The organism is Ruegeria sp. AL12 (genome assembly GCF_056540885.1).
Map to the genome: position 1 here is coordinate 1,138,571 of NZ_JBQFXN010000001.1, position 23,793 is coordinate 1,162,363.

At 58.4% G+C, this 23,793-nt stretch carries 23 protein-coding genes and 1 tRNA gene; 7 read left to right on the forward strand and 17 right to left on the reverse strand.

Annotated elements, in window-relative coordinates; translation table 11 throughout:
• Window positions 1–136: 136 nt before the first annotated feature.
• Together ACR0C6_RS05770 and ACR0C6_RS05775 are read right to left on the reverse strand one after the other, a co-directional pair.
• Entirely contained in the window at window positions 137–847 is a 711-nt protein-coding gene (locus ACR0C6_RS05770; RefSeq protein WP_480444952.1) for a maleate cis-trans isomerase family protein, read from the reverse strand.
• A complete protein-coding gene (locus ACR0C6_RS05775) occupies window positions 844–1,989 on the reverse strand; it encodes a M24 family metallopeptidase (protein ID WP_480618633.1) in 1,146 nt (381 codons plus the stop codon). The genes ACR0C6_RS05770 and ACR0C6_RS05775 overlap by 4 nt, the downstream gene beginning before the upstream one ends.
• A 194-nt stretch (window positions 1,990–2,183) precedes the next feature.
• On the opposite strand from ACR0C6_RS05775, the gene ACR0C6_RS05780 reads away from it, so the two are divergent.
• The gene (locus ACR0C6_RS05780; protein WP_480618635.1) at window positions 2,184–3,368 is read left to right on the forward strand and encodes a M24 family metallopeptidase; all 1,185 of its coding nucleotides are present in this window, start codon (window positions 2,184–2,186) and stop codon (window positions 3,366–3,368) included.
• Between the two features lie 33 nt (window positions 3,369–3,401).
• Here the strand turns inward: ACR0C6_RS05780 and ACR0C6_RS05785 are convergent, their stop codons facing one another.
• Window positions 3,402–4,244 carry a LysR family transcriptional regulator gene (locus ACR0C6_RS05785; protein ID WP_480618636.1) on the reverse strand — a complete coding sequence of 281 codons (843 nt, stop codon included), beginning with the start codon at window positions 4,242–4,244 and terminating at the stop codon, window positions 3,402–3,404.
• Between the two features lie 106 nt (window positions 4,245–4,350).
• On the opposite strand from ACR0C6_RS05785, the gene ACR0C6_RS05790 reads away from it, so the two are divergent.
• From ACR0C6_RS05790 to ACR0C6_RS05810, 5 genes are read left to right on the forward strand one after another with little or no spacing between them, the layout of a single operon-like run.
• Window positions 4,351–4,950, forward strand: coding sequence for an amino acid synthesis family protein (locus ACR0C6_RS05790; protein WP_480618637.1), 600 nt, complete (start codon window positions 4,351–4,353; stop codon window positions 4,948–4,950).
• Window positions 4,922–5,710, forward strand: coding sequence for an alpha/beta fold hydrolase (locus ACR0C6_RS05795; protein ID WP_480618638.1), 789 nt, complete (start codon window positions 4,922–4,924; stop codon window positions 5,708–5,710). The genes ACR0C6_RS05790 and ACR0C6_RS05795 overlap by 29 nt, the downstream gene beginning before the upstream one ends.
• Window positions 5,707–6,624 (forward strand): flavin reductase family protein, encoded by a 918-nt coding sequence (locus tag ACR0C6_RS05800; protein ID WP_480618639.1) that lies wholly within the window; start codon window positions 5,707–5,709, stop codon window positions 6,622–6,624. The genes ACR0C6_RS05795 and ACR0C6_RS05800 overlap by 4 nt, the downstream gene beginning before the upstream one ends.
• 3 nt (window positions 6,625–6,627) lie before the next feature.
• Complete coding sequence (locus ACR0C6_RS05805; protein WP_480618640.1) at window positions 6,628–7,662, forward strand: LLM class flavin-dependent oxidoreductase; 1,035 nt, start codon at window positions 6,628–6,630, stop codon at window positions 7,660–7,662.
• Between the two features lie 9 nt (window positions 7,663–7,671).
• Window positions 7,672–9,150, forward strand: coding sequence for an aldehyde dehydrogenase (locus ACR0C6_RS05810; RefSeq protein WP_480618641.1), 1,479 nt, complete (start codon window positions 7,672–7,674; stop codon window positions 9,148–9,150).
• A 52-nt stretch (window positions 9,151–9,202) separates the two neighbouring features.
• Here the strand turns inward: ACR0C6_RS05810 and ACR0C6_RS05815 are convergent, their stop codons facing one another.
• The 6 genes from ACR0C6_RS05815 to ACR0C6_RS05840 are packed head-to-tail and all read right to left on the reverse strand — an operon-like array spanning window position 9,203 to window position 13,222.
• Window positions 9,203–9,523, reverse strand: coding sequence for a hypothetical protein (locus ACR0C6_RS05815; RefSeq protein ID WP_480618642.1), 321 nt, complete (start codon window positions 9,521–9,523; stop codon window positions 9,203–9,205).
• Window positions 9,524–9,575: 52 nt separating this feature from the next.
• A complete protein-coding gene (locus ACR0C6_RS05820) occupies window positions 9,576–10,364 on the reverse strand; it encodes an SDR family NAD(P)-dependent oxidoreductase (protein ID WP_480618643.1) in 789 nt (262 codons plus the stop codon).
• Window positions 10,365–10,386: 22 nt separating this feature from the next.
• A complete protein-coding gene (locus ACR0C6_RS05825; protein WP_480618644.1) occupies window positions 10,387–11,355 on the reverse strand; it encodes an LLM class oxidoreductase in 969 nt (322 codons plus the stop codon).
• A 12-nt stretch (window positions 11,356–11,367) separates the two neighbouring features.
• On the reverse strand, window positions 11,368–12,144 hold the full coding sequence (locus tag ACR0C6_RS05830) for a CmcJ/NvfI family oxidoreductase (protein WP_480618645.1): 777 nt from the start codon (window positions 12,142–12,144) through the stop codon (window positions 11,368–11,370).
• A gap of 49 nt (window positions 12,145–12,193) precedes the next feature.
• Window positions 12,194–12,496, reverse strand: a complete 303-nt coding sequence (locus ACR0C6_RS05835; protein WP_480618646.1) for a DUF1330 domain-containing protein — start codon at window positions 12,494–12,496, stop codon at window positions 12,194–12,196.
• A gap of 18 nt (window positions 12,497–12,514) precedes the next feature.
• On the reverse strand, window positions 12,515–13,222 hold the full coding sequence (locus ACR0C6_RS05840; RefSeq protein ID WP_480618647.1) for an NAD(P)H-dependent oxidoreductase: 708 nt from the start codon (window positions 13,220–13,222) through the stop codon (window positions 12,515–12,517).
• Window positions 13,223–13,333: 111 nt separating this feature from the next.
• Here ACR0C6_RS05840 and ACR0C6_RS05845 point away from each other — a divergent pair, with 111 nt between their 5' ends.
• Window positions 13,334–14,263, forward strand: a complete 930-nt coding sequence (locus tag ACR0C6_RS05845; RefSeq protein WP_480618648.1) for a LysR family transcriptional regulator — start codon at window positions 13,334–13,336, stop codon at window positions 14,261–14,263.
• A 52-nt stretch (window positions 14,264–14,315) separates the two neighbouring features.
• On the opposite strand, the gene ACR0C6_RS05850 is transcribed toward ACR0C6_RS05845, so the two are convergent.
• The 8 genes from ACR0C6_RS05850 to ACR0C6_RS05885 all read right to left on the reverse strand — a co-directional run bounded on the left by ACR0C6_RS05850 (window position 14,316) and on the right by ACR0C6_RS05885 (window position 23,647).
• Window positions 14,316–14,405: transfer RNA gene (locus tag ACR0C6_RS05850), tRNA-Ser, on the reverse strand.
• A gap of 134 nt (window positions 14,406–14,539) precedes the next feature.
• The gene (locus ACR0C6_RS05855) at window positions 14,540–16,966 is read right to left on the reverse strand and encodes a DUF3772 domain-containing protein (RefSeq protein ID WP_480444930.1); all 2,427 of its coding nucleotides are present in this window, start codon (window positions 16,964–16,966) and stop codon (window positions 14,540–14,542) included.
• On the reverse strand, window positions 16,966–18,000 hold the full coding sequence (locus ACR0C6_RS05860) for a cysteine synthase A (protein ID WP_171639622.1): 1,035 nt from the start codon (window positions 17,998–18,000) through the stop codon (window positions 16,966–16,968). The genes ACR0C6_RS05855 and ACR0C6_RS05860 overlap by 1 nt, the downstream gene beginning before the upstream one ends.
• A 68-nt stretch (window positions 18,001–18,068) precedes the next feature.
• Window positions 18,069–19,184: an NUDIX domain-containing protein gene (locus ACR0C6_RS05865; RefSeq protein WP_480444928.1), complete on the reverse strand. Its 1,116-nt coding sequence runs from the start codon at window positions 19,182–19,184 to the stop codon at window positions 18,069–18,071.
• Between the two features lie 27 nt (window positions 19,185–19,211).
• Window positions 19,212–19,652 carry a TrgA family protein gene (locus tag ACR0C6_RS05870; protein ID WP_171228617.1) on the reverse strand — a complete coding sequence of 147 codons (441 nt, stop codon included), beginning with the start codon at window positions 19,650–19,652 and terminating at the stop codon, window positions 19,212–19,214.
• A 15-nt stretch (window positions 19,653–19,667) separates the two neighbouring features.
• A complete protein-coding gene (locus tag ACR0C6_RS05875; protein ID WP_480444926.1) occupies window positions 19,668–20,876 on the reverse strand; it encodes a class I SAM-dependent methyltransferase in 1,209 nt (402 codons plus the stop codon).
• 69 nt (window positions 20,877–20,945) lie between these two features.
• Entirely contained in the window at window positions 20,946–22,370 is a 1,425-nt protein-coding gene (locus ACR0C6_RS05880) for a cryptochrome/photolyase family protein (RefSeq protein WP_480618649.1), read from the reverse strand.
• A 50-nt stretch (window positions 22,371–22,420) separates the two neighbouring features.
• Window positions 22,421–23,647: an aminotransferase class V-fold PLP-dependent enzyme gene (locus tag ACR0C6_RS05885; RefSeq protein ID WP_480444922.1), complete on the reverse strand. Its 1,227-nt coding sequence runs from the start codon at window positions 23,645–23,647 to the stop codon at window positions 22,421–22,423.
• Window positions 23,648–23,793: the final 146 nt, after the last annotated feature.

Sequence of the window (23,793 nt, forward strand, 5' to 3'; positions counted from 1 at the left end):
AGACCCCCTGTTGCGTCAAATGATTATCCGAGAGTTGCGGATTTCATTGATCTGTAGTCAGCAGTTAAGACCATGCAGTAGGCACTTGGCAACATTAGATGACGCTTTTGCGAATATTCATATCATATTTGCTGTTTCAATCAGCAAGATTGAGACGACCCATATGCCATGCAAGACTTTGATTGCTTGAAAGAACAGGCTTACCAATCCGTTTGCGAATCTCAGGGATTGCTTCAATGGTCCGAAGGTTGGTGCAGCTAATGAATACCGCTTCTACCGACGGATCAGATCCCAATTCTGTCGCAGCTTCGATCACGGACTGCACCGAAATCCGAGCAACTTTTGCCTCTTCGGCCTGCCCGAATGTCCCGAAAACATCCATGGTTATTCCGTTTTCCGAAAACGCGGCACGCAGCGGTGCGTTGACCTCTTCGATGTAAGGCGACAGCATCGCAAACCTGGACACGCCAAGATCCGCGGCGCAGGCCGTGGCCGCGCGCAAAGGGTTCGTAACCTCTTTTGTATTGCACGACTGTTTGACAAGTTCCTCCACACGCTTTGATCCAATGACGGAACTTGCTGACGTGCAGCCATAACCCACCACCCGGAAAGGACGCGCGCTGGGCAGCAATCTCGCCGCCGCCGGCAGGGCCTCTTCCATCTCGGCCAGGCTTTCCGGTGTCACTTCAATGCCGCTGGGTATCCGTGTTACATACAACGGGCTTTTCCGGCCCGAGAAAATCGTGCTGAATTCCGGCTCGATCGTCTCGTCGACTTGAAGAACAATCAATCCAAGCGGCGGGGCTTGCGGGTCGTCCTCGTCAAGCGTGTAAGGCACGTAGGTCATAGCTGGATCATCTCCGGCCCCATACGCGGGCTGATAAAGCGCGGAACATCGTCTGTTACGACGATGTTTTCTTCGTGAACCAAGATATTGCCACCAACGGCAATGCCCGGCTCCAAGGTCAGCACCATGCCTGGCTCAAGAACTGTCTGGTCCGTCGGGATGAGCGACGGCCATTCGGTCAGCGACATTCCCAACCCGTGCCCCAATCGACCGGCATCCGTGCCTTCGGATGCCTTGGTCAGCACCGTGTTCATGGCATAAAACAGCTCTGCTGCGGTGGCGCCGGGGCGGGCGATTTCGAATGCGGCATCCGACGCCTCGATCAGCCTGGCGTAAGCAGATTTCACGTCCGGACTTGCCGGGCCGACCGACCAGTTGCGGTCGAAGTCACTGAAATAACCATCCCAGACCAAGCCGGTATCAAGCATCAGTACATCGCCATCCTTCAAGGGGGACGAAGACGCCGGCGATATTACGTCAGAGTAACCGCCCTGCTCTGCCCCACCAGCGAGATACGGCACCCAGTCGGCACCCTCTTCCAGACAGAGTATCTGGAAACCGCGAAAAACTTCATCCAAAGGCACGCCGGCCCGAGCAATCTCGGGAACTCGGGCAAAGGCCCGGCCGGCTATGGCGCATGCGGTTTCGATTTTGGCAATTTCCGCCTCGGATTTGACCATGCGAAGTTGGCGCAAAATACCGTGATCTCCGGTGATGTGGCGCGAACCGAGCCTGTTTCGCAGGCGTTCGATATCCGACATGGGCATACGCGCGTGCGTCTCGTGACCATCGGGCATTCCAATACGGCCTTTGACGGGTGTCAATTCCGTCAAGGCATCCGTCAAAAGCGAGACGCCGTCATCCTGAAGGTCGGGTGAGCTCCATGTTCGGATGTCGTCGATCCAGGTTTGCCCCATCAACGAGGCACCGATCGAAGGGATAACCGCAACCGGTTTACCGGCCGCAGGCAGGATCAGGAACCACGGGCGGGTCGGGCTTTCCCAGAATCTGGTCAGGTATCCGGTAAAGTAACGCACATCGGTTTCCGTGGTCAGCAGCAGCGCCGACAGGCCAGCGGCATTCATCATCACCTGTGCGCGTTCGGTGCGCGCTGAGAATTCTGTTGGCTCGAACCCTCTCATCCGGCGGCCTCAGAGGTAGAGCGCCGCACGCAGCCTGAACCGTTGAAACGACACCGCTTGAATGGCCCGGTGCTATGGCCCGTTCGGTGTAGATTGATATCGGCTTTCATGCAGCACCCCGAATTTTCGTTCGTTGACGTGAGCGGATCGGTAGGGTTCTGTCAACCAAAGTCTTTTGTTGACCGGAGGCGCCAATGACCCACCCTGATCCAGCCTTCAGCCGCGCGGAATATGATCGCCGTCTTGCCAAGACCCGAAAGGCGATGGCCGCAAAGGGAATTGACTGCCTTTTTGTCGAAGACCCCTCGAACATCGGATGGCTCACCGGGTATGAGGGCTGGTCTTTTTACGTTCACCAAGGTGCCTTGATCTTTCTTGACGCGGACCCGATCTGGTGGGGGCGCCGGCAGGATGCAAACGGTGCGCTGCGCACGGTGTGGATGGGGGACGATCGGGTTTTCGGATACGCCGATCACTTCGTGCAGTCGACAACACGGCATCCAATGCAGGACCTGGCCAAACTTATTGCGGACTGCGGACATGGCCAAAGCCGAATTGGGGTGGAACTGGACAATTATTACTACTCGGCCAAAGCCCATATTACTCTGACAACGGAACTGCCCGGGGCGACCCTGATCGATGCAACGGCCTTGGTCAATTGGCAACGGGTCGTGAAATCCGACGAAGAAATCGCCCTGATGCGCAAGGCGGCCCGGATTTCAGAGTTTGTAATTGACGGCGTGCTTGAGCGCGTTGAACCCGGCCTGCGCAAGAACGAGCTGGTCGCTCAGATTTACCATGACGCAATCACGGGCGTCGGTGATGACTGGGGGGATTACGCAGCCATCGTCCCACTTTTGCCGTCCGGCTCAGATGCCGCCGCGCCGCACCTGACCTGGAATGGAGATGTGTTCAAATCGGGCGAATGCACCTTCTTCGAACTCTCGGGCTGCTATCGCCGATATCATGCTCCGTTCTGCCGGTCGGTATTTCTGGGTCAACCGCCTGATTATCTCAAAAGGGCCGAGGCGGCCTTGGTTGAAGGGTTGGAAGCGGGTCTGGAGGCTGCGCGCCCCGGCAATCGCGCGAAGGATATCGCCAAAGCGCTGGCGGCGCCTCTCGAACGTGCGGGGATCGAACGCGGTGCTCGCTGTGGCTATCCCGTCGGCCTCAGCTATCCTCCGGACTGGGGCGAACGCACGATCTCGCTGCGGGACGAAGACGATACGATCCTCGAAGCTGGCATGACATTTCACTTCATGCCCGGGCTCTGGATGGATGATTGGGGGCTTGCGATCACCGAAACCATCCTGATCAAGGATAACGGTCCCGCAGAGTGTCTGTGCAAACGACCACGCAAAGTATTCGTCAAGCCCTGAGTGGTGCACGAACGATCCTAGGCCTGCGCCTGATCAAACACGTATCTGTTCAAGCAACCAGTCACGAAACAATGCGGCCGCCGGATTGCTGGCGTCAGCGGAAAGATAATACCCTTCGTTGCAGTCGACAGTGCTGTCATGTGCGCTTTCGACAAGACCGGTTATCATCGCATGTTTCGCCAGGAACTCGCTGATCAGGGCAACCCCGCTGCCATGAACCGCCAATTGAAGCGCCATGCCGAACGTATCGACGAAAACGGCAGGCTGCCGCTGCACGCCCTGCTTGTCGAACCACGTCTTCCATCCGCTTGAAGTGCCGACTGCCTCTATCAGGGGAAGGTCAAACGGATCCCCTGCAAGCGTCGGCGCCTTGAGAGCGACAAGCCTGTCCGGCCACAAACGTTCGCCCCCCCCGCCCACTTGTTTTTCGGACCCGAACCTGACCTGAACGTCAGCTTGCGACGCGTGAAAATCGTCAGGCCAGATTGCGCTGAGCAGCCGCACACTGATCTCGGGATTGCGGGTGGTGAAGTCCGCGAGGTTTGGGGCGATGACCCATTGCGCGACGCTGACAGATGTGGCCACCGTCAGGACGTCTCCTGGTGCGCTTGCGTCGGCCCTTCCGGCGGCGGCGGCAAGCGCCTCAAGCGCTCTGCCGACTTCGGGCAACAGTTTCCGCCCTGCATCCGTCAGGGCCAGACTGCGCGGATGCCTTATGAAAAGCGCTGTCCCCAGACGCATCTCAAGGGATTTCACCTGCTGACTGACGGCCGATTGGGTCAGGCCGATTTCCTCGGCCGCCGCGGTAAAACTCAGGGTCCGGGCCGCCGCCTCGAAGGATCGGAACCAGGTCAGGGGTGGAAGTGATTTTGCCATTGATCAAGTTAGCCATTAATCTTTTTAATGCGAAAGCACATAATTCAATCATTTGTCAAAAACCACACCCGTTTCTACCTTCTCCCAGCGCGACAGGAGAGGTGTGATGAAGCCGGAAATACGCAAGATTGTTACCTACGACGAGGAAGTTCTTGTCGAGGGATTTCGCCCTGCGGAAATCCCATGGCGCATGTTCGCCGTGGCCGCAGTGATCACCAATCCCTGGACGGGTCGATATGTCGAAGACCTCAAACCGGAAATCCACGCATATGGCCCCGTATTGGGAAAGATGATGACGGACCGCATGATCGCGTTGGCCGGCAGTGGCGACGCGATCGAAGCCTATGGCAAGGCAGCCGTCGTCGGGCTGAATGGCGAGGTCGAGCACGCCTCGGGCATCATTCATACCCTTCGGTTCGGCAACCACTACCGGCAGGCGGTCAGCGCGAAATCCTATCTGGCTTTCACAAATACGCGCGGCCCCGCAAATGCGCCGATCATGGTGCCGTTGATGGACAAAAACGATGCCGGGCGGCGGTCTCACTACCTGACCGTTCAATTCTCGATCCCGGACGCACCGCGCGACGACGAAATTGTGGTGGTACTGGGGGCGGCAACATCGGGCAGACCGCATCACCGTATCGGCGACCGGTATCAGGATCTCAAGGATTTGGGTCATGACGTGGACAACCCGGCCGCGGTCTGAAATCGGCGGGCTGGCCGCCATCCAGGCAGGCACAGGTCCGGACATCCTGTTGCTGCACGGGGTTGGCCTGCGGGCCGAAGCTTGGGGCGCGCAGTTGGACGGGTTGGCCTCTGAGGCTCGCCTGACGGCGCCGGACATGCCCGGTCACGGCGAAAGCCCGCTGAGATTTTTCGGTACGGAACTGTCGGAATACAGTGATGCCGCAGGGAACGTGCTGGGCAATCTGAACGGTCCGGCCCTTGTTGTCGGCCACTCGATGGGCGCGATGATCGCGTTGGACCTTGCCACCAAGGCGCCCGACCGGATTTGCGGCGTCGTGGCAATGAATGCCGTTTTTGAACGCAGCGCAAAGGCAGCGCAGGCCGTTCAGGAACGTGCTGCGGGACTGGATGGTGAAACACCGGTTGACCCAACCAGCACGCTGCGCCGGTGGTTTGGTGACATCGGTTCGCCTGAACGTGATGCCTGCTGCGAATGGCTTACGGCCATGGATCCAGCTGCTTACAAGCTGGCCTATACGGTTTTTGCCCAAGGCCAAAATCCGCGGCGCGAAGCGCTGGAGAAACTCGCCTGCCCCGCGCTGTTCATAACCGGCAGTCAGGAGCCGAACTCCACCCCAGACATGTCGCTTAAAATGGCTGAAATCACCCCGAACGGCCGCGCGCTGATCATCGATGGGGCGGCCCATATGATGCCGATGACACATGCAAGTCAGGTCAACGCCGCCATTTCCAGCTTTCAAAGCGAGGTGCAATCATGACCGAACTCGACCCCCGCGACCTCCGGCGGGCATTCGGCAAATTCATGACCGGCGTGACCGTCGTTACCACGCGCAGCGCCTCTGGCATGGCCCTGGGCTTCACGGCAAATTCCTTCACTTCGGTTTCGCTCGACCCGCCGCTGTTGATCGTCTGCCCCGGCAAGAACTTGTCTTCATACGGCGAATTCTCGACCTGCACCCATTTCACGGTGAGTGTTCTGGCCGAGGGGCAAGAGGATGTGTCCAACACTTTCGCCGGCTTCAAAGGTGACCGGTTCGCCAAAACCGACCATGACCTCGACGCGCGAGAGATCCCTTTGATCAACGGCGCGGTCGCGACATTCTCCTGCCGGACCCACCAAGTGATCGAGGCAGGAGACCATTGCGTTCTGATCGGACAGGTCGAAACCTATTCCCACAACGACCGCCCGGCGCTGGGCTACGCGAACGGGCAGTATTTCAGCCTTGGGCTGGAACGGGGGGCGCTTGAACCGACGGGGCGCAGGATTGTCTGTGGCGCAATCATCGAACACGAAGGCCGCGTGCTGCTTGAGAAAACGGAAGCCGGTTTCAGACCGCCGCAGGTCACATTGTCCGACCGGCGACAGTTGCGCGACAGCCTTCGGCAGGATCTGCATGATCGTGGCATCGACGCACGTCTTGGCGTCGTCTACTCGGTCTATGACGATGCCACAGCGCATAATGTCTACATATTGGGCAATGCGCCGGAACTTCCCAAACACGGCAAGCTTGAGGCCGTCGCGATTGAAGACCTGGCAACCCTTGCCTACTCGACGACGCCAATCACCACCATGATTTCTCGTTTCGCGCTGGAAAGCCGAACCCGCGACTTCTCACTGTATCTGGGCAGTGCGCAGCAAGGCGACGTGCACAGCTTTTCTGAAAGGACCTGATGGATGGAGTTTTCCCTTTTCGCACACATGGAACGGCTGAGCCCCGATCAACCCCATGAGAAGCTGTATGAAGAATTCATCGCGCTGTGTAAAATGGCCGATGAGGCGGGAATGCGCGCCGTCTGGACCGGCGAGCACCACGGGATGGACTTTACGATCGCGCCCAACCCTTTGATGTCTTTGGTCGATATCGCACATCACACCAAGAATGTGCGGCTTGGCACGGGTACAGTTGTTGCACCGTTCTGGCATCCGATCAAACTGGCGGGCGAAACGGCTGCGGCGGACCTGATGACAGGCGGCCGTATCGAGCTGGGCATCGCCCGCGGCGCCTATTCGTATGAATATGAACGGATGATGCCGGGAATGGATGCCTGGGACGCTGGCCAGCGCATGCGGGAAATCGCGCCGCTTTTGCCCCGGCTGTGGGAGGGTGACTGCGCCCATGATGGAGAATATTTCAAATTCCCTGCCACCACCTCGGCCCCCAAACCGGTGCAACCCGGCGGACCACCGATCTGGATCGCGGCGCGTGATCCGAACAGTCATGAATTCGGTGTGCAGAACGGCTTTAACATTCAGGTCACACCGCTCTGGCAGGGCATGCAAGAGATTGAAACGCTGATGGGCCGCTTTGAAGATGCATACGCAAACCATGACGGGCCGCGCCCCAAGATCATGCTGCTGCATCACACTTACGTTGGCAGCGACGATGATGATCTGGATCTGGCCGCTCGGAAATTGTCGCGCTTCTACAACTATTTCGGGGCCTGGTTTCAAAACAAGCGGCCAGTCCGGCAGGGCTTGATCCAGACGTTGACGGATGAAGAGATGGCGGCCAACACGATGATGGCACCGGAAAACCTGGCGCGTGATCTGACTGTCGGAACCCCGGATGGGGTCACGGAACGTCTGAAACGATACGAAGATCTGGGCTATGATGAGTATTCGTTCTGGATAGACAGCGGTATGAGTTTCGAACGCAAACGCGCATCGCTGGCCCGTTTCATCGACGACGTCATGCCAAAGTTTCAGTGAGGATCGATGATGCATCAGAAACCACATTTCCAGCTTTACATCGACGGTGCGTGGACCGAAGGGGCACGCGGGCAAGTGATGCATTCGCAAAACCCGGCGACGGGCCAGGACTGGTCCAGTTTCGCCTGCGCCGCACCCGAAGACGTTGACCGCGCCGTGTCCGCGGCGCGTCGGTCACTTGATGATCCCGCGTGGCGCGACATGACGCAAACTGCACGCGGCAAACTGTTGTTCAAACTTGCCGAACTGATCGAGGAAAACGCCGGACACCTGGGCCAGCTTGAGACCACAGACAGCGGAAAGCTGCTTGCCGAAACCGCAAGCCAAACAGCCTATGTCGGTGACTATTATCGATATTATGCAGGGCTTGCGGACAAGATCGAAGGGGCGGTTCTTCCGATCGACAAACCGGACATGCACGTCTTCACCAAACGCGAACCGATTGGCGTGGTGGTCGCAATCGTCCCCTGGAACGCACAGATGTTCCTGACCGCAACCAAGCTTGGCCCCGCGATAGCAGCAGGCTGTTCGGTCGTGCTGAAGGCCTCTGAAATTGCGCCCGCTCCGATGCTGGAGTTCGCGCGGCTGATCGATGAAGCTGGCTTTCCGCCCGGTGTCGTCTCTGTCATTACGGGGGATGCCGAAAACTGCGCCATCCCGCTTACCCGGCACCCGGATGTGGACCGGATCGCATTCACCGGCGGCCCGGAAACAGCGCGCCATGTCGTGCGCAATTCGGCTGAAAACTTCGCGGTGACCACTTTGGAACTGGGCGGGAAATCCCCGATCATCGTTTTTGATGATGCCAATCTGGATGGCGCCGCCAATGGTTTGATTGCGGGAAACTTCGGCGCCTCGGGTCAAAGCTGCGTGGCCGGCTCGCGCGGGTTGATACATCGCCCGGTACTGGACGCGCTTGTTGACAAGATCGAAGAGAAGATGAAGGGCGTCGCAATCGGCGACCCGTTGGAAACGGCCACCCATGTTGGCCCGCTCTGCACCGCAGCTCAGGTGGACAGAATTCAGGCGACTTTGGCGAAAGCCACAGAACAAGGCGCACGCATCCGCTTCGGGGGAAAACCTCTGGACCGGCCGGGCAACTTCATGGCCCCTACGCTGGTGGAGTGTTCGAGCCCAGAGACCGAGACGCTGAAGGTCGAAATGTTCGGCCCCGTGATGTCTCTGCTGCCATTCGATACGGAAGAAGAAGCGATCGCATTGGCCAACGACTCGCAGTTCGGGCTTGGGTCCGGCGTTTTCACTGAAAATGTCGCCCGCGCCCATCGGGTTTCATCCCGCCTGAAATCGGGAATTTGTTGGATCAACACGTATCGCGCAGTGTCCCCGATCGCTCCGTTTGGTGGCTACAATCAATCCGGCTATGGCAGGGAAGCCGGGATCGAGGCCATTCACGATTACACAAGGACCAAAACCGTCTGGCTGAATACGTCGGAACAGCCAATGTCGAACCCGTTCGTCATGCGGTAACAAGATCTTGCTGCATTGTTTTGTCAAAGGCGCCGGACTTTAGCGTTTCGGGTCACCTACAAAACCTTCTTGCAACTGTTCCAGCCAAATAGCTGCGTCTTCCAATCTCGTACACACAATAAAGTCCGAGTTTTTGAGCCAGCATCTTTTCACCAATCTCGTCCTCAGAGTTTTGCGGGCGCACGAAGGAATTTCTGCAAAGAGATAATAATATCTGGTGCCCATCAGATGTAGCGACGAAGGCGGTGGGTCTGGTGTCGAAATCCTGCTCCGGTAATCCCAACTGCGCGACGCGCAGGTCCCAGACGCCCACCTGCCGCTTTGGCTTGCCGGAGGCATGGCCACTGAGGTCGAAGCACAGTGCCTGGCCCAAAGGGGACCGAACACCTCAAAGCCGGCGCAAGAGCACCGGGCATATCGCAGGTCTAAACTCCGTCGTCGGTCAACGCCGCGATAGCATCCTTGACCCGCGCCGCATGATCGCGGTCGGCCGCCGCCGAGTGTGGATCAGAAAAATGTCCGCTGTCATTGTCGAAATACAGCCCCGAGGCATTGGCAAATTCGTCCGACAGCGCGGCCCGTCGCAGGATATCAGCGCCGATCGCCAAGTCATTGCCGGCCATTCCAAAACCCTCTCGGACCATCTTTGAGGCCAGAAGCGAGCCAGGGTTGACCGCGACGAAGACTGGGCCTTTTGGGTGCGCGCGCGCCATTTCCCGTGACCAGATCGTGAGCGCCAGCTTGCTTTGCGCATAGGCCTCCATGTCACTCAATTGCCGCTTACCGTGCATCGCATCCACATCCACCGGCGCCTGCGCGGCCGATGAAAGGTTCACCACGCGCCCTTCGGCTGGGATGATCGGCAACAACCGTCGGGTCAGCACATGGGGCGTCAGAGCGTTTACCACGAACCGAACATCCATCCCGTCGGCCCGGTGCGGGTGCGGAGTCTTGTAGACACCGGCATTGTTGATCAGAACGTCCAGCCGGTCGTGCCGGGCGCGCACGGCGTCAGCAAGCGCGGCGGCTTCGTCCAGATCGGAAAGATCGGCGCGGAAGGTCTCGGGGTTGCCGCCAACCGTCTGCGCGGCGGCCTTCAGCTTGTCAGAGCTGCGTCCGTGCAGCAGCACGCGGTGGCCTTCGGCCGCCAGTGTCTTGGCGGTCAACAGGCCGATGCCGTCGGTCGCGCCGGTGATCAGTATAGTCTTGGGCATTGAGGCCTCCTTGGGGATGAAATCAGTCGTGAAACTCGGGCAGGACCTCGTCGGCCAGCCGGTGCAGGGTGGGTTCGATCCCGGCCACGTTAAAGCGCAGGTTCAGTGCCACGTGGTTGATGCCCAAATCGCGGATCTCGTGCAGGTAGCGGCGCAGGTAATCGGTGCCGGCACTGAACCCAAGATGGATCGGGCGCGGCGGAGCGTCGGCTTGGTCCACCAGATCAACATAAAGCGACTGCATCACCGGTTTGTCGGACAAGCCGGCCTGTGCCACACGCGCTCGATAGTCGGCCACAACGCGGGACTGCGCCGCCGCACCACGCGGATAGGTCATCCAGCCGTCACCGTGGCGCGCCACCCACTCTGGCGTCTGCTGGCTGCCACCGGTGATGAGCAGCGGCAAGCGCCCGGCAGCAGGCTTAGGCAACATGTCGATACCGCCCGAGAGGTCGCCCTGCGGGTTATCCAGTCGCGGGTAATCCTGCGCCATGGCGCGGATATAGGCGAGGCTTTCACGGAAGCGCGCCCCGCGATCAGAGAAATCCTTGTTCAGCGCCGGGTATTCCTCGGGACGATCCCCCGAGGCCACACCCAGAAGCAGCCGCCCGCCCGACAGCTGGTCGGCCGAGGCTGCCGCCTTGGCCACATGGGCCGGGTGCCGTAGTGGCAGCACGATCGAAGCCACGCCAAGCGCGATGTCGCGCGTCGCAACACCCAGCGCGCCGAGATAGACGAAAGGATCGAACATCTGTCCCGCATCGCCGAACGAGGGCACGTTGAAGGGCACGTCTCGCAGCCAAAGCGCGGCAAAGCCCAGTTCGTCGGCCAGCACGGCACGTTCCAGATGGCGCGTCATAGTAGGTACCGGATCGTTGCGGTTTGCCTCGAGCGGGACCACAAGCCCAATGCTCAGCCTACCAGGGCGGAACACCGCGTTGAACGCGCGGTTGAGTGGCGCGAAGTTTGGCGTGTTGGATTTGTCCAGCATTTTCTGCCTTTCTCAGAACCGCACCAGCGCCCGGCTTTCCAGGCTTTTGCGGATGGTTTGCAGATCGGGATCTTCGGCAAGATCAATCGCGCTGTGGCCCACCGTTGGACGGCCGCGATTGTCGTAGATGTTGAACCAGACGATCTCGTCCGGCGTCATGCGCGAAAGATACACCCAATCATGACGCGGGTTGGCCGCCAGGCCGAGGATACGACCGCGCCGGTCGGGATAGATCAGGTCGATGTCGATCCAGTCCGCGTCGTCCACGGTTGCAGGGCGCACGAAACCCAGCGGGGCGGTGTTGATCGGGTTTTCCACCGGCCGCCACAGGTTAACGAAGGCGAAATGCCCCGCCGCCCAATCGCGCGCCCGCTCGGTCCCGAGGATATCCACCAGCCGCTGGTGCGCACCTTGCGGGCTCAGGTCGCTGTGCACGTTGCGCGCGGGGCGGCGGTTGGCTGCCGGGTCGTCAATGCGCAATGTGTGGTCGAAGAACAGCACCTCGCGCGCGCCGATCCGGTCGCACAGCAGATCGGCCAGTTCGCGGTCGTAAACCTTTTGCCAGCCGGGGGATTCGAAACTGATCACCCGCGTCGGTGCCACACCAAATTCGAACCCGTCAGAGACAAAGCTGGCCCCTGCCCGCCCGGCACGCAGATCGGTCAGCGCCACCTCGGTCGCGGCCAGTTCGGGCGAGACCAGATTGCCAGCGATGCTGTCCGCGTCCAGCACGAATGCCTGCGGCGCGGGCTTGTGAACATGATAATTGACGGTTCCGGTCCGGGTCATGAAAGCCTCCTTGGGGGTGCCGGCCCGGCATACCGGGCCAGTGCTGCATTCAGGCGAGGTCGTCCCTCCCCGCGATCAGGTAGTGATGGCTGACCGAGCCCTTGGTGCGGGCGGCCAGGTGCGGTGCATAGGCCGGGTCCGCCATGAAGGCGCGGGCCGCCTCTTCCGAAGGCCACTCGATGATGATCCTCAGCCCGGCGGGCTGATCCTCGCCTTCCATCTGCGCGTGGGTCGCGGTACGCGCAAGATACTTGCCGCCATGTGCCGCCACGCGTTCGTTGGCGGTGGGCAGGTAGCCGGGGATCCAGTCCTCGGCGGTGGGGGTGACGTCCAGAACGGAATAATAGGTCATCGTGTATCTCCTTCGGGGTCAGAACCAAGCGACGGTGTCTTGCATCGTGCGGCGGGTCTTGGGGAATTCAGGATCTTTCGCGCGATGACCAAAGGCGAACATCACCGCCGGTTTCCATTTCGCGGTATCGACGCCGAAGTGTTCGGCCAGCGTCTGCGTCGTCCGCTCCATGTCGAAGCCCTCGATCGGGCAGCTGTCGATCCCCATCAGCGCACCGGCGGTCATCATGTTGGCCAGCACGATATAGGCCTGCTTGCCCGACCAGTCGGTGATCTCGCGGTCAGAGATGATCTTGTGATCCTCGGCCTGGAACTTGCCGTATGCGCCGTTGAATATCTCGATCACTTCCTCGGGCAGCTGCTTCACTTGCCGGTAGTGGTCTTGCAGATAATCCGATCCGGCGCGCATCAGTTCACCCGTCGCCGCCAGAATGATGCCGAAATGGCTGGCGGTGCCAAGCTGGCCGGTTGACCCGTTCATCATCCCGTTGGCACCCCATGAAAACTCGCGGAACAGCTCGCGCTTGTCGGGCGACTGGATCATCAGGATGCGGAAGGGCTCGTGCCCGAACGAAGTGGGCGAAAGGCGTGCAGCCTCGAGGATCGTCTCGAAGTCAGCGTCGCTCACCTTGCGTTCAGGGTCGAAGATCTTGGTGGCATGGCGAGAATTGAAGGCCTCGATGATCTGCGCGTTGATATCGGTCTTCACCTCGGTGATCGCATTCATTTTATGTCTCCGTTGGGGTGTGTGTCGGTGTGCATCTGACTTATCACTTGTAAGAACAAGGAAAAGGTGGTGTAAAATAAGTTCAGTTTTCGTATTTTGGATATAATCAGTATGGATACCGACAGCCTGCGCCTGTTCGTCATGGCGGCCGAACGGCTCAATATCAGCGCCGCCGGGCGCGAGCTTGGCCTTGCACCGGCGGTCTCGAGTGCCAGGCTGGCCAAGCTTGAGAACGAACTTGGCGTCGAGCTTTTGCACCGCACCACGCGCAAGGTGTCGTTGTCATTGGAAGGGTCGGAGTTTCTGCCTTATGCACGTGAAATTCTCGCCCAGACGGATGCAGCGCGCGCTGCCCTCGGAGGCACGGATACCGGCCCCACAGGCACCTTGCGTTTCGCGGCCCCCAGCAGTTTTGCCCAGTTGCACATCATGCCGCTGTTGCCCGAGTTTCATCAACGCTATCCCGACCTGACGCTGGACCTGCGACTGTCGGACAAGCCCTTCGACGCCATCGAGGGCAGTTTCGACCTAGCCCTGCGCAACGCGCCGCTGGCCGATAGCAGCCTCAAGGGGCGCAAACTTTCAGATGACATCCGCCTGCTCTGCGCTGCGCCGGAATATCTTAAGCAGCACGGAGTGCCTTCGACACCCGAGGATTTGACGGGGCATCGCTTCATCGCGTGGGCCAATCTCGACCGGCGCGAACTGGTTGATCCTGCTGGTCAGAAGGCGGTCCTGAACCCGCGCGCGATGATCAGCCGAACCATCGTCGATGACGGCACCGCGCAACGCGCGGCGACGCTGGCCGGGGCGGGGCTGTCGATCAATTCGCTGTGGAGCGTGGCGCATGAGCTGCGCGCGGGCCGGCTCAGGCAGGTTTTGCCTGACTGGCGGCTGAATGATCATGCAGGGCTGTGGCTGATCTATCCGCGCTCGAACGTGCTGACGCCCAAGACACGAATCTTCATGGATTTTCTCGTCGAAAAACTCGGCGACAGGTCAGGCACCGGCTGGGTCGAAGCGCAGCAGGACAGCTTGTAATCGTGCATCGCGTTCGCGGACAGGTGCAGTTCAAGTTACGCAATGGTGATGGTGGCGGAGAGACAGGGATTCGAACCCTGGAGACGGTTTCCCGCCTACACACTTTCCAGGCGTGCGCCTTCGACCACTCGGCCACCTCTCCGTGCCGGCGATATTTGGACGAATGCCGTCGGATTTGCAAGGCCTCAATTCGACGAAATCAGGGGAATAGCGCAATTTAATCAATGCACCCACCGACGGGTGATCACAAGTCAACACGTGCTGCGATCTGGCCCCTCAGATCTCATCACCGGCATCCGGGTCCATATCCGCCTCGGTCAAATCCGCCGGAGCCTCTGCAACTTTGCGTGGCTTATCCTGCACAGGTGCGGAAGGCTCCTGCTTGCTCGGGTCAGATGCCCGCAGGGTTTCGGGATTTCGCAGCCAGACATCACGTTGTGCGAACGGGATCTCGATCCCTGCTTCCGAGAATCTACGGTTGATTTCATGGTTCATGTCAGATTTCACCGACAAAACCCAATTCACATCCCGCAGGATCGCCCGTATTTCAAAATCCAAGGAATCTGCTCCAAACCCCTGGAACACAACGCTTGGCGCCGGGTTGGCCAACACCATCGGATGGTTGTTGGCAATTTCGCCCAGAATGGTTTCGACCAGGCGCGTATCAGTTCCGTATGCGACACCCACCGGAACGATCACCCGCCCGATCGTGTTGCCGCGGGTATAGTTCGTTACAACACCGCTGATCAGGTCAGAGTTCGGAACGATGACATCCGTCCTGTCAAAGGTCTCGACCCGGGTCGAACGAACGGAAATGTCCTTAACATATCCCATCATGCCATTCACATCGATCCAATCCCCCTTGGAAATCGGACGCTCGACCAAAAGGATGATGCCAGAAACGAAGTTCGACACGATTGTCTGCAAACCAAAGCCGATGCCAACAGACAACGCGCCAGCGACGATCGCCAGCGATGACAGATCAAAACCGGCCACCATGATTGCCACCAACGCGGCAAGGAATATGCCAACGTATCCCGAACCCGCGACAATCGCGTTTTGGCCACCCGGATCTATGTTGGTTTTCGGCAGAAGCGAATTGCGCAGCCCGCTTTGCAACAGACGCGTCAGCGTATAACCGATTGCAAACACGGCAACAAAGGTCAGAAAGTTGCTGGGCGAAATTGTGACGCCACCGATATCAAAACCAAGCAGCAGGCGCGACCATGCTTCCAGCAGATCGGTTTCCCGCGCACCCCAATAGATCGCCAGAATGGGAAGCGCCAAGATGGCCAATGCAAACCCAACCAGTACGGAAAAAAGCGAATCCCCCGCGGCTTCGCCCTGCCCGGTGACCCAGCCGTAAATCTGACTGATGAACCGTTGCAGGATGACCAAGGCCCCGATCAGCACCAATGTCTTGACGGCAGGAAACACGATTGCTTCGGCCGCATTGGTGTATCCGAAAATAGCCAGCAAGGGAGACATGATCCCCAACAGGAACAAAGCCCGGCGCAGGAACTCGACCAGTTGGCTAAAACCCGCAGAACGGGTTGAGGCAGCTTGATCCGGAGGCCCGTCGGTTGTTCGAATCTGACGTACTCGCAACAACAACAAAGCCGTCGCGACAATGACCGGGAAACTGACTACGGCGCGAGTGGCGTCGGAAATGTTTTCGATCCGTTCGAACAAAAACGCCAATTCGTGCAAAACCAGCATCAGGGCAAGCAGATCGATATACACGCGCAGTTCAGTGATGCGCGCAGCGGACAGACGTTGGAACCCTTGCGACGCGCCGATCACGTATACCTGGCGACCAATCCAGTCATAGAAAAACACGATCGCCGCCCAATACGGAACATTCTGAAGCAAAAGGCTGCCCCGCAGACCCGGAACGCCTGTGAGACTGATCGCCGTGACCACGGCCACCACACCGATCCATGGCAACAGAATTCTCAGAAGTGAGATTACGAACGACCAAACCCCCGTCCCGGCCCCGCCGAGTAACCTCAGGTAGTCGCCTCCAAGTTCAGACCACCGTTTGCCAAAGATCAGCAGCACGGCTGAAATGACCAGAAGTATGAAGATTGCGAGCCCACGAGCGCGAATTTGCTCGCGCACGACATCTGAACGCAAATTCGTGATCGTTTCGTTTACCAGGCCTTGAACGGCCTCTTTGACATCCACCCATGCCGGACCCCAATACGCCGGGTTGATCGGCGAAGGGCCCTGTTCAAAGAACTCTTTTTTCTGGCGCGCGCGAAGGATCTGATCAATTTCGCTGATCAGCCCGTTCGCACGGCTATACGCCTCTTCGGATATGATGCGCGGAACACGCAGGCTGTTGAGCTGTTCCTCAAGATGCACGCGAAGATTTGCTATGTCTTCAGGTTCAGTCGTGTCCCCTTCGGGTTTGGGCCCCAACGCTTTTATCTGGCTTTCCAGCGTCGTTATACGGTCGGTATTCGCACCACGAGCTCGATTGAAGTCGTCCCTGTAACCATTTATTTCAGAACGTAAATTCTCCAGCGCAGCGTCAGACGCCCGGTTCGCCTCGATGACGGCTTCGGCCCGGCTCGCGGTTTTGACCCAGCCTTGGTAATACTCACTTTGACGATCCGTCAGCTGTGCAACAGCGCTATTCGAAAACCCGACAAAGCACAGGAATAGCAGGGTCAGAAACAGGCGGACCTGTCCAAGCATCACACGTCCTCGAAAACGCCGGGAATGCTGCGCGGTGCCTCGGTCATCCAATCCGGAACCGGAAGCTCTTTTTCACGCAGGAACTCGGGGTTGAACAGCTTTGATTGATAGCGTGTGCCATAATCGCACAGGATGGTCACAATGGTATGGCCGGGCCCCATTTCCTTGGCCAGGCGCACCGCCCCTGCCATGTTGATCGCGGTCGAGCCGCCCATGACCAGGCCTTCGTCACGCAGAAGATCAAAGATGTAGGGCAGCGCTTCGTTGTCAGTGATCTGATAAGAAAAATCCGGCGTGAACCCCTCAAGGTTTTTGGTGATACGCACCTGCCCGATACCTTCGGCGATTGACCCACCTTCCATCGCGATCTCGCCTGTTGTGTAATACGAATACAGGCCAGCCCCCATAGGATCTGCAAGACCGATCTTGACGCCCTTGGGTTGCAAAACTTCGGCAACGCCTGCCAATGTCCCACCCGACCCGACCGCGCTGACGAACCCGTCAACTTTGCCGTCTGTCTGGTCCCAGATCTCGGGGCCCGTGGTTTCCACATGTGCCTGACGATTCGCCACATTGTCGAACTGGTTGGCCCAGATTGCGCCATTGGGTTCTGTCTGCGCCAATTCCTCGGCCAGACGGCGGGAATAGTGCACGAAATTGTTGGGGTTGCGATACGGGGCCGCGGGTACCTGAACCAACTGTGCGCCCGCCAGACGCAGCATATCCTTCTTTTCTTCCGATTGGGTCTCGGGGATAACGATAACCGTTTTGAACCCCATCGACGCACCGACCAAAGCCAGACCAATACCGGTGTTGCCGGCGGTGCCTTCCACGATGGTGCCGCCCGGTTTCAGATCCCCGCGTGCGATGGCATCTTTGATGATAAAAAGAGCAGCACGATCCTTTACCGACTGACCCGGGTTCATGAACTCGGCTTTGCCAAGAATCTCGCATCCGGTCTCTTCGCTGATACGGCGCAGCCGGATCAACGGTGTTTTTCCTACTGCGTCAGCAAGATCTCGTGCAATGCGCATGGTCGCCTCTTGTCATTTGGTATCTTCGAAGATTTACAGGCGCACTGCCGGGACCACAAGCGCGATAGTCACGCGCGCAAACGATCCCGATGGCGGGCCAGCCAGTAAGCCAGAGACACCAGCTGCAAATCCTTGAAAAGATGACGGTCTGTCATATCGATGAATTCGTCGAACGGCAGAATCCGACTGCGAATATCTTCGCCTTCTGTGTCCAGGCCACCGGTGATGGTTGTCTGGGTCAAGTTGCCAAGCCCGACATAGAGATACATGAAACCCGTCGACGACCCGCTGGAGGAATACGCCCCGCCCGCATATTCCAGCCTGTCAAATCGAACTCCGGCTTCCTCCATGGCTTCGCGATGTGCCGTCTGTTCCGGCGTTTCTCCGGGGTCGATCATCCCGGCAACCGCTTCCCAAAGCCATGGCTCTGGATCGTCGATCAAAAACACCGGCGGTCTGAACTGCTCGACCAGAAGCACGGTGTCGCGGATCGGGTCATATGGCAGAACGGACACCGCGCTGCCCTGCATCAAGCCGCCCCGGTGCAGCACGGGGCCCATGCTGCCGTCATGTTGCCGGTGCTGAAGGTCTATTTCCTCCATCCCGAAATAGTCGACGTAAACGCGTTCATGACGGTGGACGATTACGTCTTCGGCTATGTTCCGCGGATCGCCGGTTCGTCGTTGCCTGGCCATGATCTTTGCCCAGGCGCGGGTTTGAATTGCGCGGACGCTGCGCGCCATGGTTTTGGGGTCGACTCTGCCGAAATAAGCCATTTCTTCTTCGGCGGCGAGCGCCGTAACCTCGCCCAATTTGTCTGCCCAGCCCTGCAACGACCACAACTCACCGGGTTGCCACGCGCCCGGGGTCGGGAAAAAGACCTGTGCCTGTGCTTCGCCCCCGTCCTCCAGAATGACATTCAACGATTTCAGCTCATAGTCGAAGGATCCTTCGTAATAAGCCAGTCTGGCCAGATCATCGGATGACAGGCCCTGCACCAGCAGGCCTTCGGCAGCGGCACCCTTGGCGGGCAGGATCATCGGGAAATCCTGCCCCTGGACCGCGTGAACCGCGTGATCGCACAGCTTGGCAGCGTGAAACGTTATTTCACTCAGCGGACGACCCAGGACACGCTGCAACAGCGGCAGATACCGCAACGTTCCATAGAAGAACAAATCAGACAAATTTAATCTCTCTTGTGACGAAACGGTTCAGCGCCATTTGCGGCTGGCCTGTTCCGTGGCCAGACCGGCGACAACGGCGCCAATTGCGAGTGCAACCAGAATTTCGGGATAGATCAGCTGCTTGCCATAATCGATACCAATCGAAAAAATGGCCATCACAGCTTCGAACGGGCCGCCATATCGATTGCGCATCGCAAGGTCGAACATGCGGTAGCACCCCTGCACAAACAGCGCCCAGAAAACCAGCGAAGCAACGCCGGTCAGGCCGTTATTAATTCCCGCTGTCCAACCACGCCCAGCGCGCTTGCCCATGATTTTCCAACCACAGATCGCACCAAGAGCCATATTCACATAGGTGAAGTAACCATAGTCCTTACCCTCTTCGCCGTTTTCGATAACCATGCTTGAAACAAGAAAGGCCAGCACGACGAGACAAACAGCGGCGACGAGACGCGAGGCAGTGGGCATGTGACGGTCCGTGAGTTAACTTGGTTTTGCTATTGTGATCTGTGTCACATCGCAATTGCCCGTGTCAAAGGCCGCACCGCACGCAGTCAAATAATAATTCCACATGCGGCGGAAACGCTCATCGAACCCCATGTCCGAGATCTGATCCCATTTGTCGTTGAACGTTTCATACCAACGGCGCAGAGTCAGATCATAGCTTCTCCCGAATTCCTTCGAACGCACGACTTTCAACCCGGCCTGATCGATCTGCTGACGCAGGATGGTCGGCGACGGTAGCATCCCGCCGGGAAAGATATATTTCTGAATGAAATCAACGCCGTTCTTGTAAAAATCCCAGCGATGATCACCCACCGTGATGATTTGCAAGGTTGCCTGGGCACCGGGCTTCAACCGCTCACGAACGGTTTCGAAATAGACCGGCCAGTATTTCTGACCCACGGCCTCGAACATTTCGATGGATGCGATGCCGTCATAGACCCCGCGTTCATCCCGATAGTCTTGCAGCTTGAATTCAACCCGATCTGATAAACCTGCTTTTTCAATACGTTCCTTGGCGTACTTGAATTGCTCCTCACTGATGGTCAGGCCGGTGACACGCAAACCTCGTTCCTTTGCGGCATATTCCGCGAAGCCGCCCCAGCCACATCCGATCTCCAGCACATGATCACCCGGTTTGGCACCCATCTCATCCACAAGGCTTGCGTATTTGGCGATCTGGGCCTTCTCGAGGCTTTCCTGCCCAGACTCAAAAATCGCGCTGGAATAGGTCATCGTGTCATCCAGCCAAGAACTGTAAAATTCGTTACCCAGATCGTAGTGATACGAGATGTTCTTTTTGGCTTGCGCCCTGTTGTTTCTGTGCAGCCAGAACCGCAGCCGTTCATAGGCCTGAACAAGAAACTGGCCCGTAAACCCGTCATAAACGGTCTCGGTTCCAAGATGCACAAGATCCATGAAAGACCGCAGATCGGGTGTGCTCCAATGTCCGTCCAGATACGCATCGGAGAAACCCAGTTCACCTTCGCGGATCAGGCGCGCAAAGACATCGTCGTCGTGAATATCGACCTGCGCCACCGGCCCGGCCTTTGCGCCTTCTGCGCGAAACGTGCGACCGTCGGGTAGTCTGATATCAAGACGCCCGGTTTCCATCCGGTTCAACATTTTAAAGACTTGGGCGAAATATCTGGGCAGGTCTTTTTGCCCTTCGGTCGTCGTCAGGATCATCCGCTCTCCCCTCTGCGGTACGCGTACAAAGCTAGGCGGCGAAATTGTTTCTGGCAAGTTTTCAGTTCCTTAGTGGGATTTTCGGCTTTCATATGCGCGCAAGGCGCGGGTCCGCCCTTCGGGCAATTCGACTATGGGTTTGGGGTATTCCGCATCCGGACGCAGCCCCCATGAACGCGGGACGGCATCAAAATACGACAGGGCGGTCTTGCTGGGTTCGGAATAACCTTCGGCAATCCAGCGATGCGTATAGTTCCCGTCGGGATCGAATTTCTCGGCTTGCGTCTGGGGATTGAAAATCCGGAAAAACGGGGATGCATCGGGCCCAGATCCAGCAACCCACTGCCAGCCCATGGCATTGCAGGCCGGATCCCAGTCGATCAGGCAATCCTCAAACCAATTCATCCCTATTTTCCAGTGGGTCATAAGATGCTTGGTCAGATAGCTTGCGACAATCATCCGCGCACGGTTGTGCATTCGACCCGTCACATACATTTGCCGCAGCCCGGCATCGACAACAGGTATTCCAGTTCTGGCCTGCCGCCACGCAGCAACCTCGAGATGGTCCGGATCAGTATTCCAGGGAAAACTGTCCCATTCCGGCTTCCAGTTGGAAGCCACCAGTTGGGGCGTGTGATACATCAGGTGATAGGCAAACTCGCGCCAGACGAGTTGACGTAGATAGGCATCGGCACCGGGTGTTCCAGTCAGCGCGGCCCTTTGGACCATATGCCAAACTGTACGCGGCCCGATTTCACCCAAAGACAGGTATTCCGACAGGTTGGACGTCCCGTCCTGATCCAACCTGTCCCGGTTGCTGGAATAGTGGGAAAGTCGCCCAAGAAACGCCTCGAGCTGATCCAGAGCTGCCTGTTCGCCGGGTTTTACATGAGGGCGAACGACGGCCGCGCCCCTGTTCATGGCATCCCCCATCTGCCAATCGCTCAATTTGTCAGAAGCGGGCCACGACACCGGGGCCTGCAAATCGGCAACCCGCGCGTCGGGAAATTGTACATCCCGCCCCTGAACCGCACGCCACATGGGCGTGAAAACCCTGAATGGATGCCCCGACTTGGTGGCGACAGTCCAGGGTTCGAAAAGAAGATGCCCGGCAAATGACTTTGCCCTCACTCCTTCTTTTGTAAGCGCAGACTTGATCCTCTTGTCGCGTTCGATTGAGGCCGGATCGTAAGCGCGAGACCAGAAGACGGAGGTTGCGCCGGTCTCGGCCATGACCTGCTGCACCTGTTCAAGTGCTTCGCCGCGTCGGAAAATCAGTCGGCTGCCCATATTGGCCAGTGACGCTGTGAAAGCCTCCAACCCCAAACCCAACCGCCACTTCGGCGCGGCCCCCATCTGTTCGACGAGGTGGTCATGAATAAACAAAGGAATGACCGGACGGCCACTTTCGGCCGCTGCAGTCAACGCGGGGTGGTCCGACAGACGCAAGTCCCGTCGAAACCACAAAATGATCGGAGCCTGCTGTTGCTTCACAATACGCCCTTGAGGTTTTTTGATTTCTACGCACCCTCAAGAGTAGTGGATCACAAAACGCGCTCAAGAGCCTCTAAAAGCTGATCAATTTCCTGCTTTGTGGTGTAGTGGGTGAAGCTGACCCTCAAAACACCCTGCGCCGGGTCGACGCCCATCGCCTGCAAGGGGCGCACCGCATAGAAGTCTCCGCCACCCGCCATGACACCGTATTGCGCCAGTTCCGCCGCAACCGGTTCAGCCGGACGGTTCAACGAAAGCGCGACGGTGGGCGCGCGCCGACTGGCGTCGGAAGGACCGATCAGGCGCACAGCGTTTCGATCCTTTACCGCATCCAGAACCGGTTGCAGCAACGACTCTTCGTGTGATCGCATCAGATCGTGGACAAATACGCCCCGCTCTGCCGCGCCCGTCTCGGGCCCGCCATGGTGGGCGCAAAGCAGCTCAACATAATCCGCCATACCTGCACTGGCCGCAATCTGCGCGTGATCGGGGCCAGCCGGGGTGAACCGCTTGTACAGGACGTTGCCGTTGAAATAATGGGCCTGGTTGGGCAACAGCTCACCCAATGTGCGGCGGATGACCATGCACCCCTGATGCGGGCCATAGGTCTTGTACGCAGAAAACAAATAGATATCCGGCCCCAGATCGCCAACATTCGGAAATCCGTGCGGGGCGTAGGATACGCCATCGACGCAGACAAACGCACCCGCTGCATGCGCAATGGCAGTGATCTCGGTGACCGGATTGATCTCGCCAACGACATTTGAGCAATGCGGAAAACAGACCAGACGCACTTTTTCGTCCAGCATGTTTTCCAGATCCTGAGGGTTCAGCGACCCGGTTTCGGGGTCGATCTGCCATTCCCTCACCTCTATCCCGGCCTCGACCAGACGACGCCATGGGCCAGAGTTGGATTCGTGATCCTGATTGGTCACGACGATCGCCTCGCCGGGCTTCATCCATTGCCGGAACGCCTGCGCCAGGACATAGGTGTTCTGGGTGGTTGAAGGACCAAAACTCAGCTCATCCGTGTCGACGCCCAGAATGGCAGCCATGCGCGCACGCGCCTCGTCCATTTCGGCGCCCGCAAGGCGGCTGGCCTCGTATGGGGCGTAAGGCTGAACCTTGCGCTGCGTGTAGAACCGCGTCAGCCGGTCGATCACTGGTTTGCAGGTGTAAGACCCACCTGCATTTTCGAAGAACGCCTGCCCTTGCAGGCTGGGTTCTGAAAAGGCCGGGAACTGCGCCCGAACGAAATCGATATCCAGAGAGCTCATGCCTCATTGCTCCTTAGTTGTGCAGTCAGATCAATGAGATGCCCGCACATGTTTCCGGACACCTCAGAAATCATGGCAGGTCTTCCAGCCCAGCCTGTGCTTGGGCCTTTGGCCGACGAAACACGGGGCAGCCCTTCGTCTTGGAA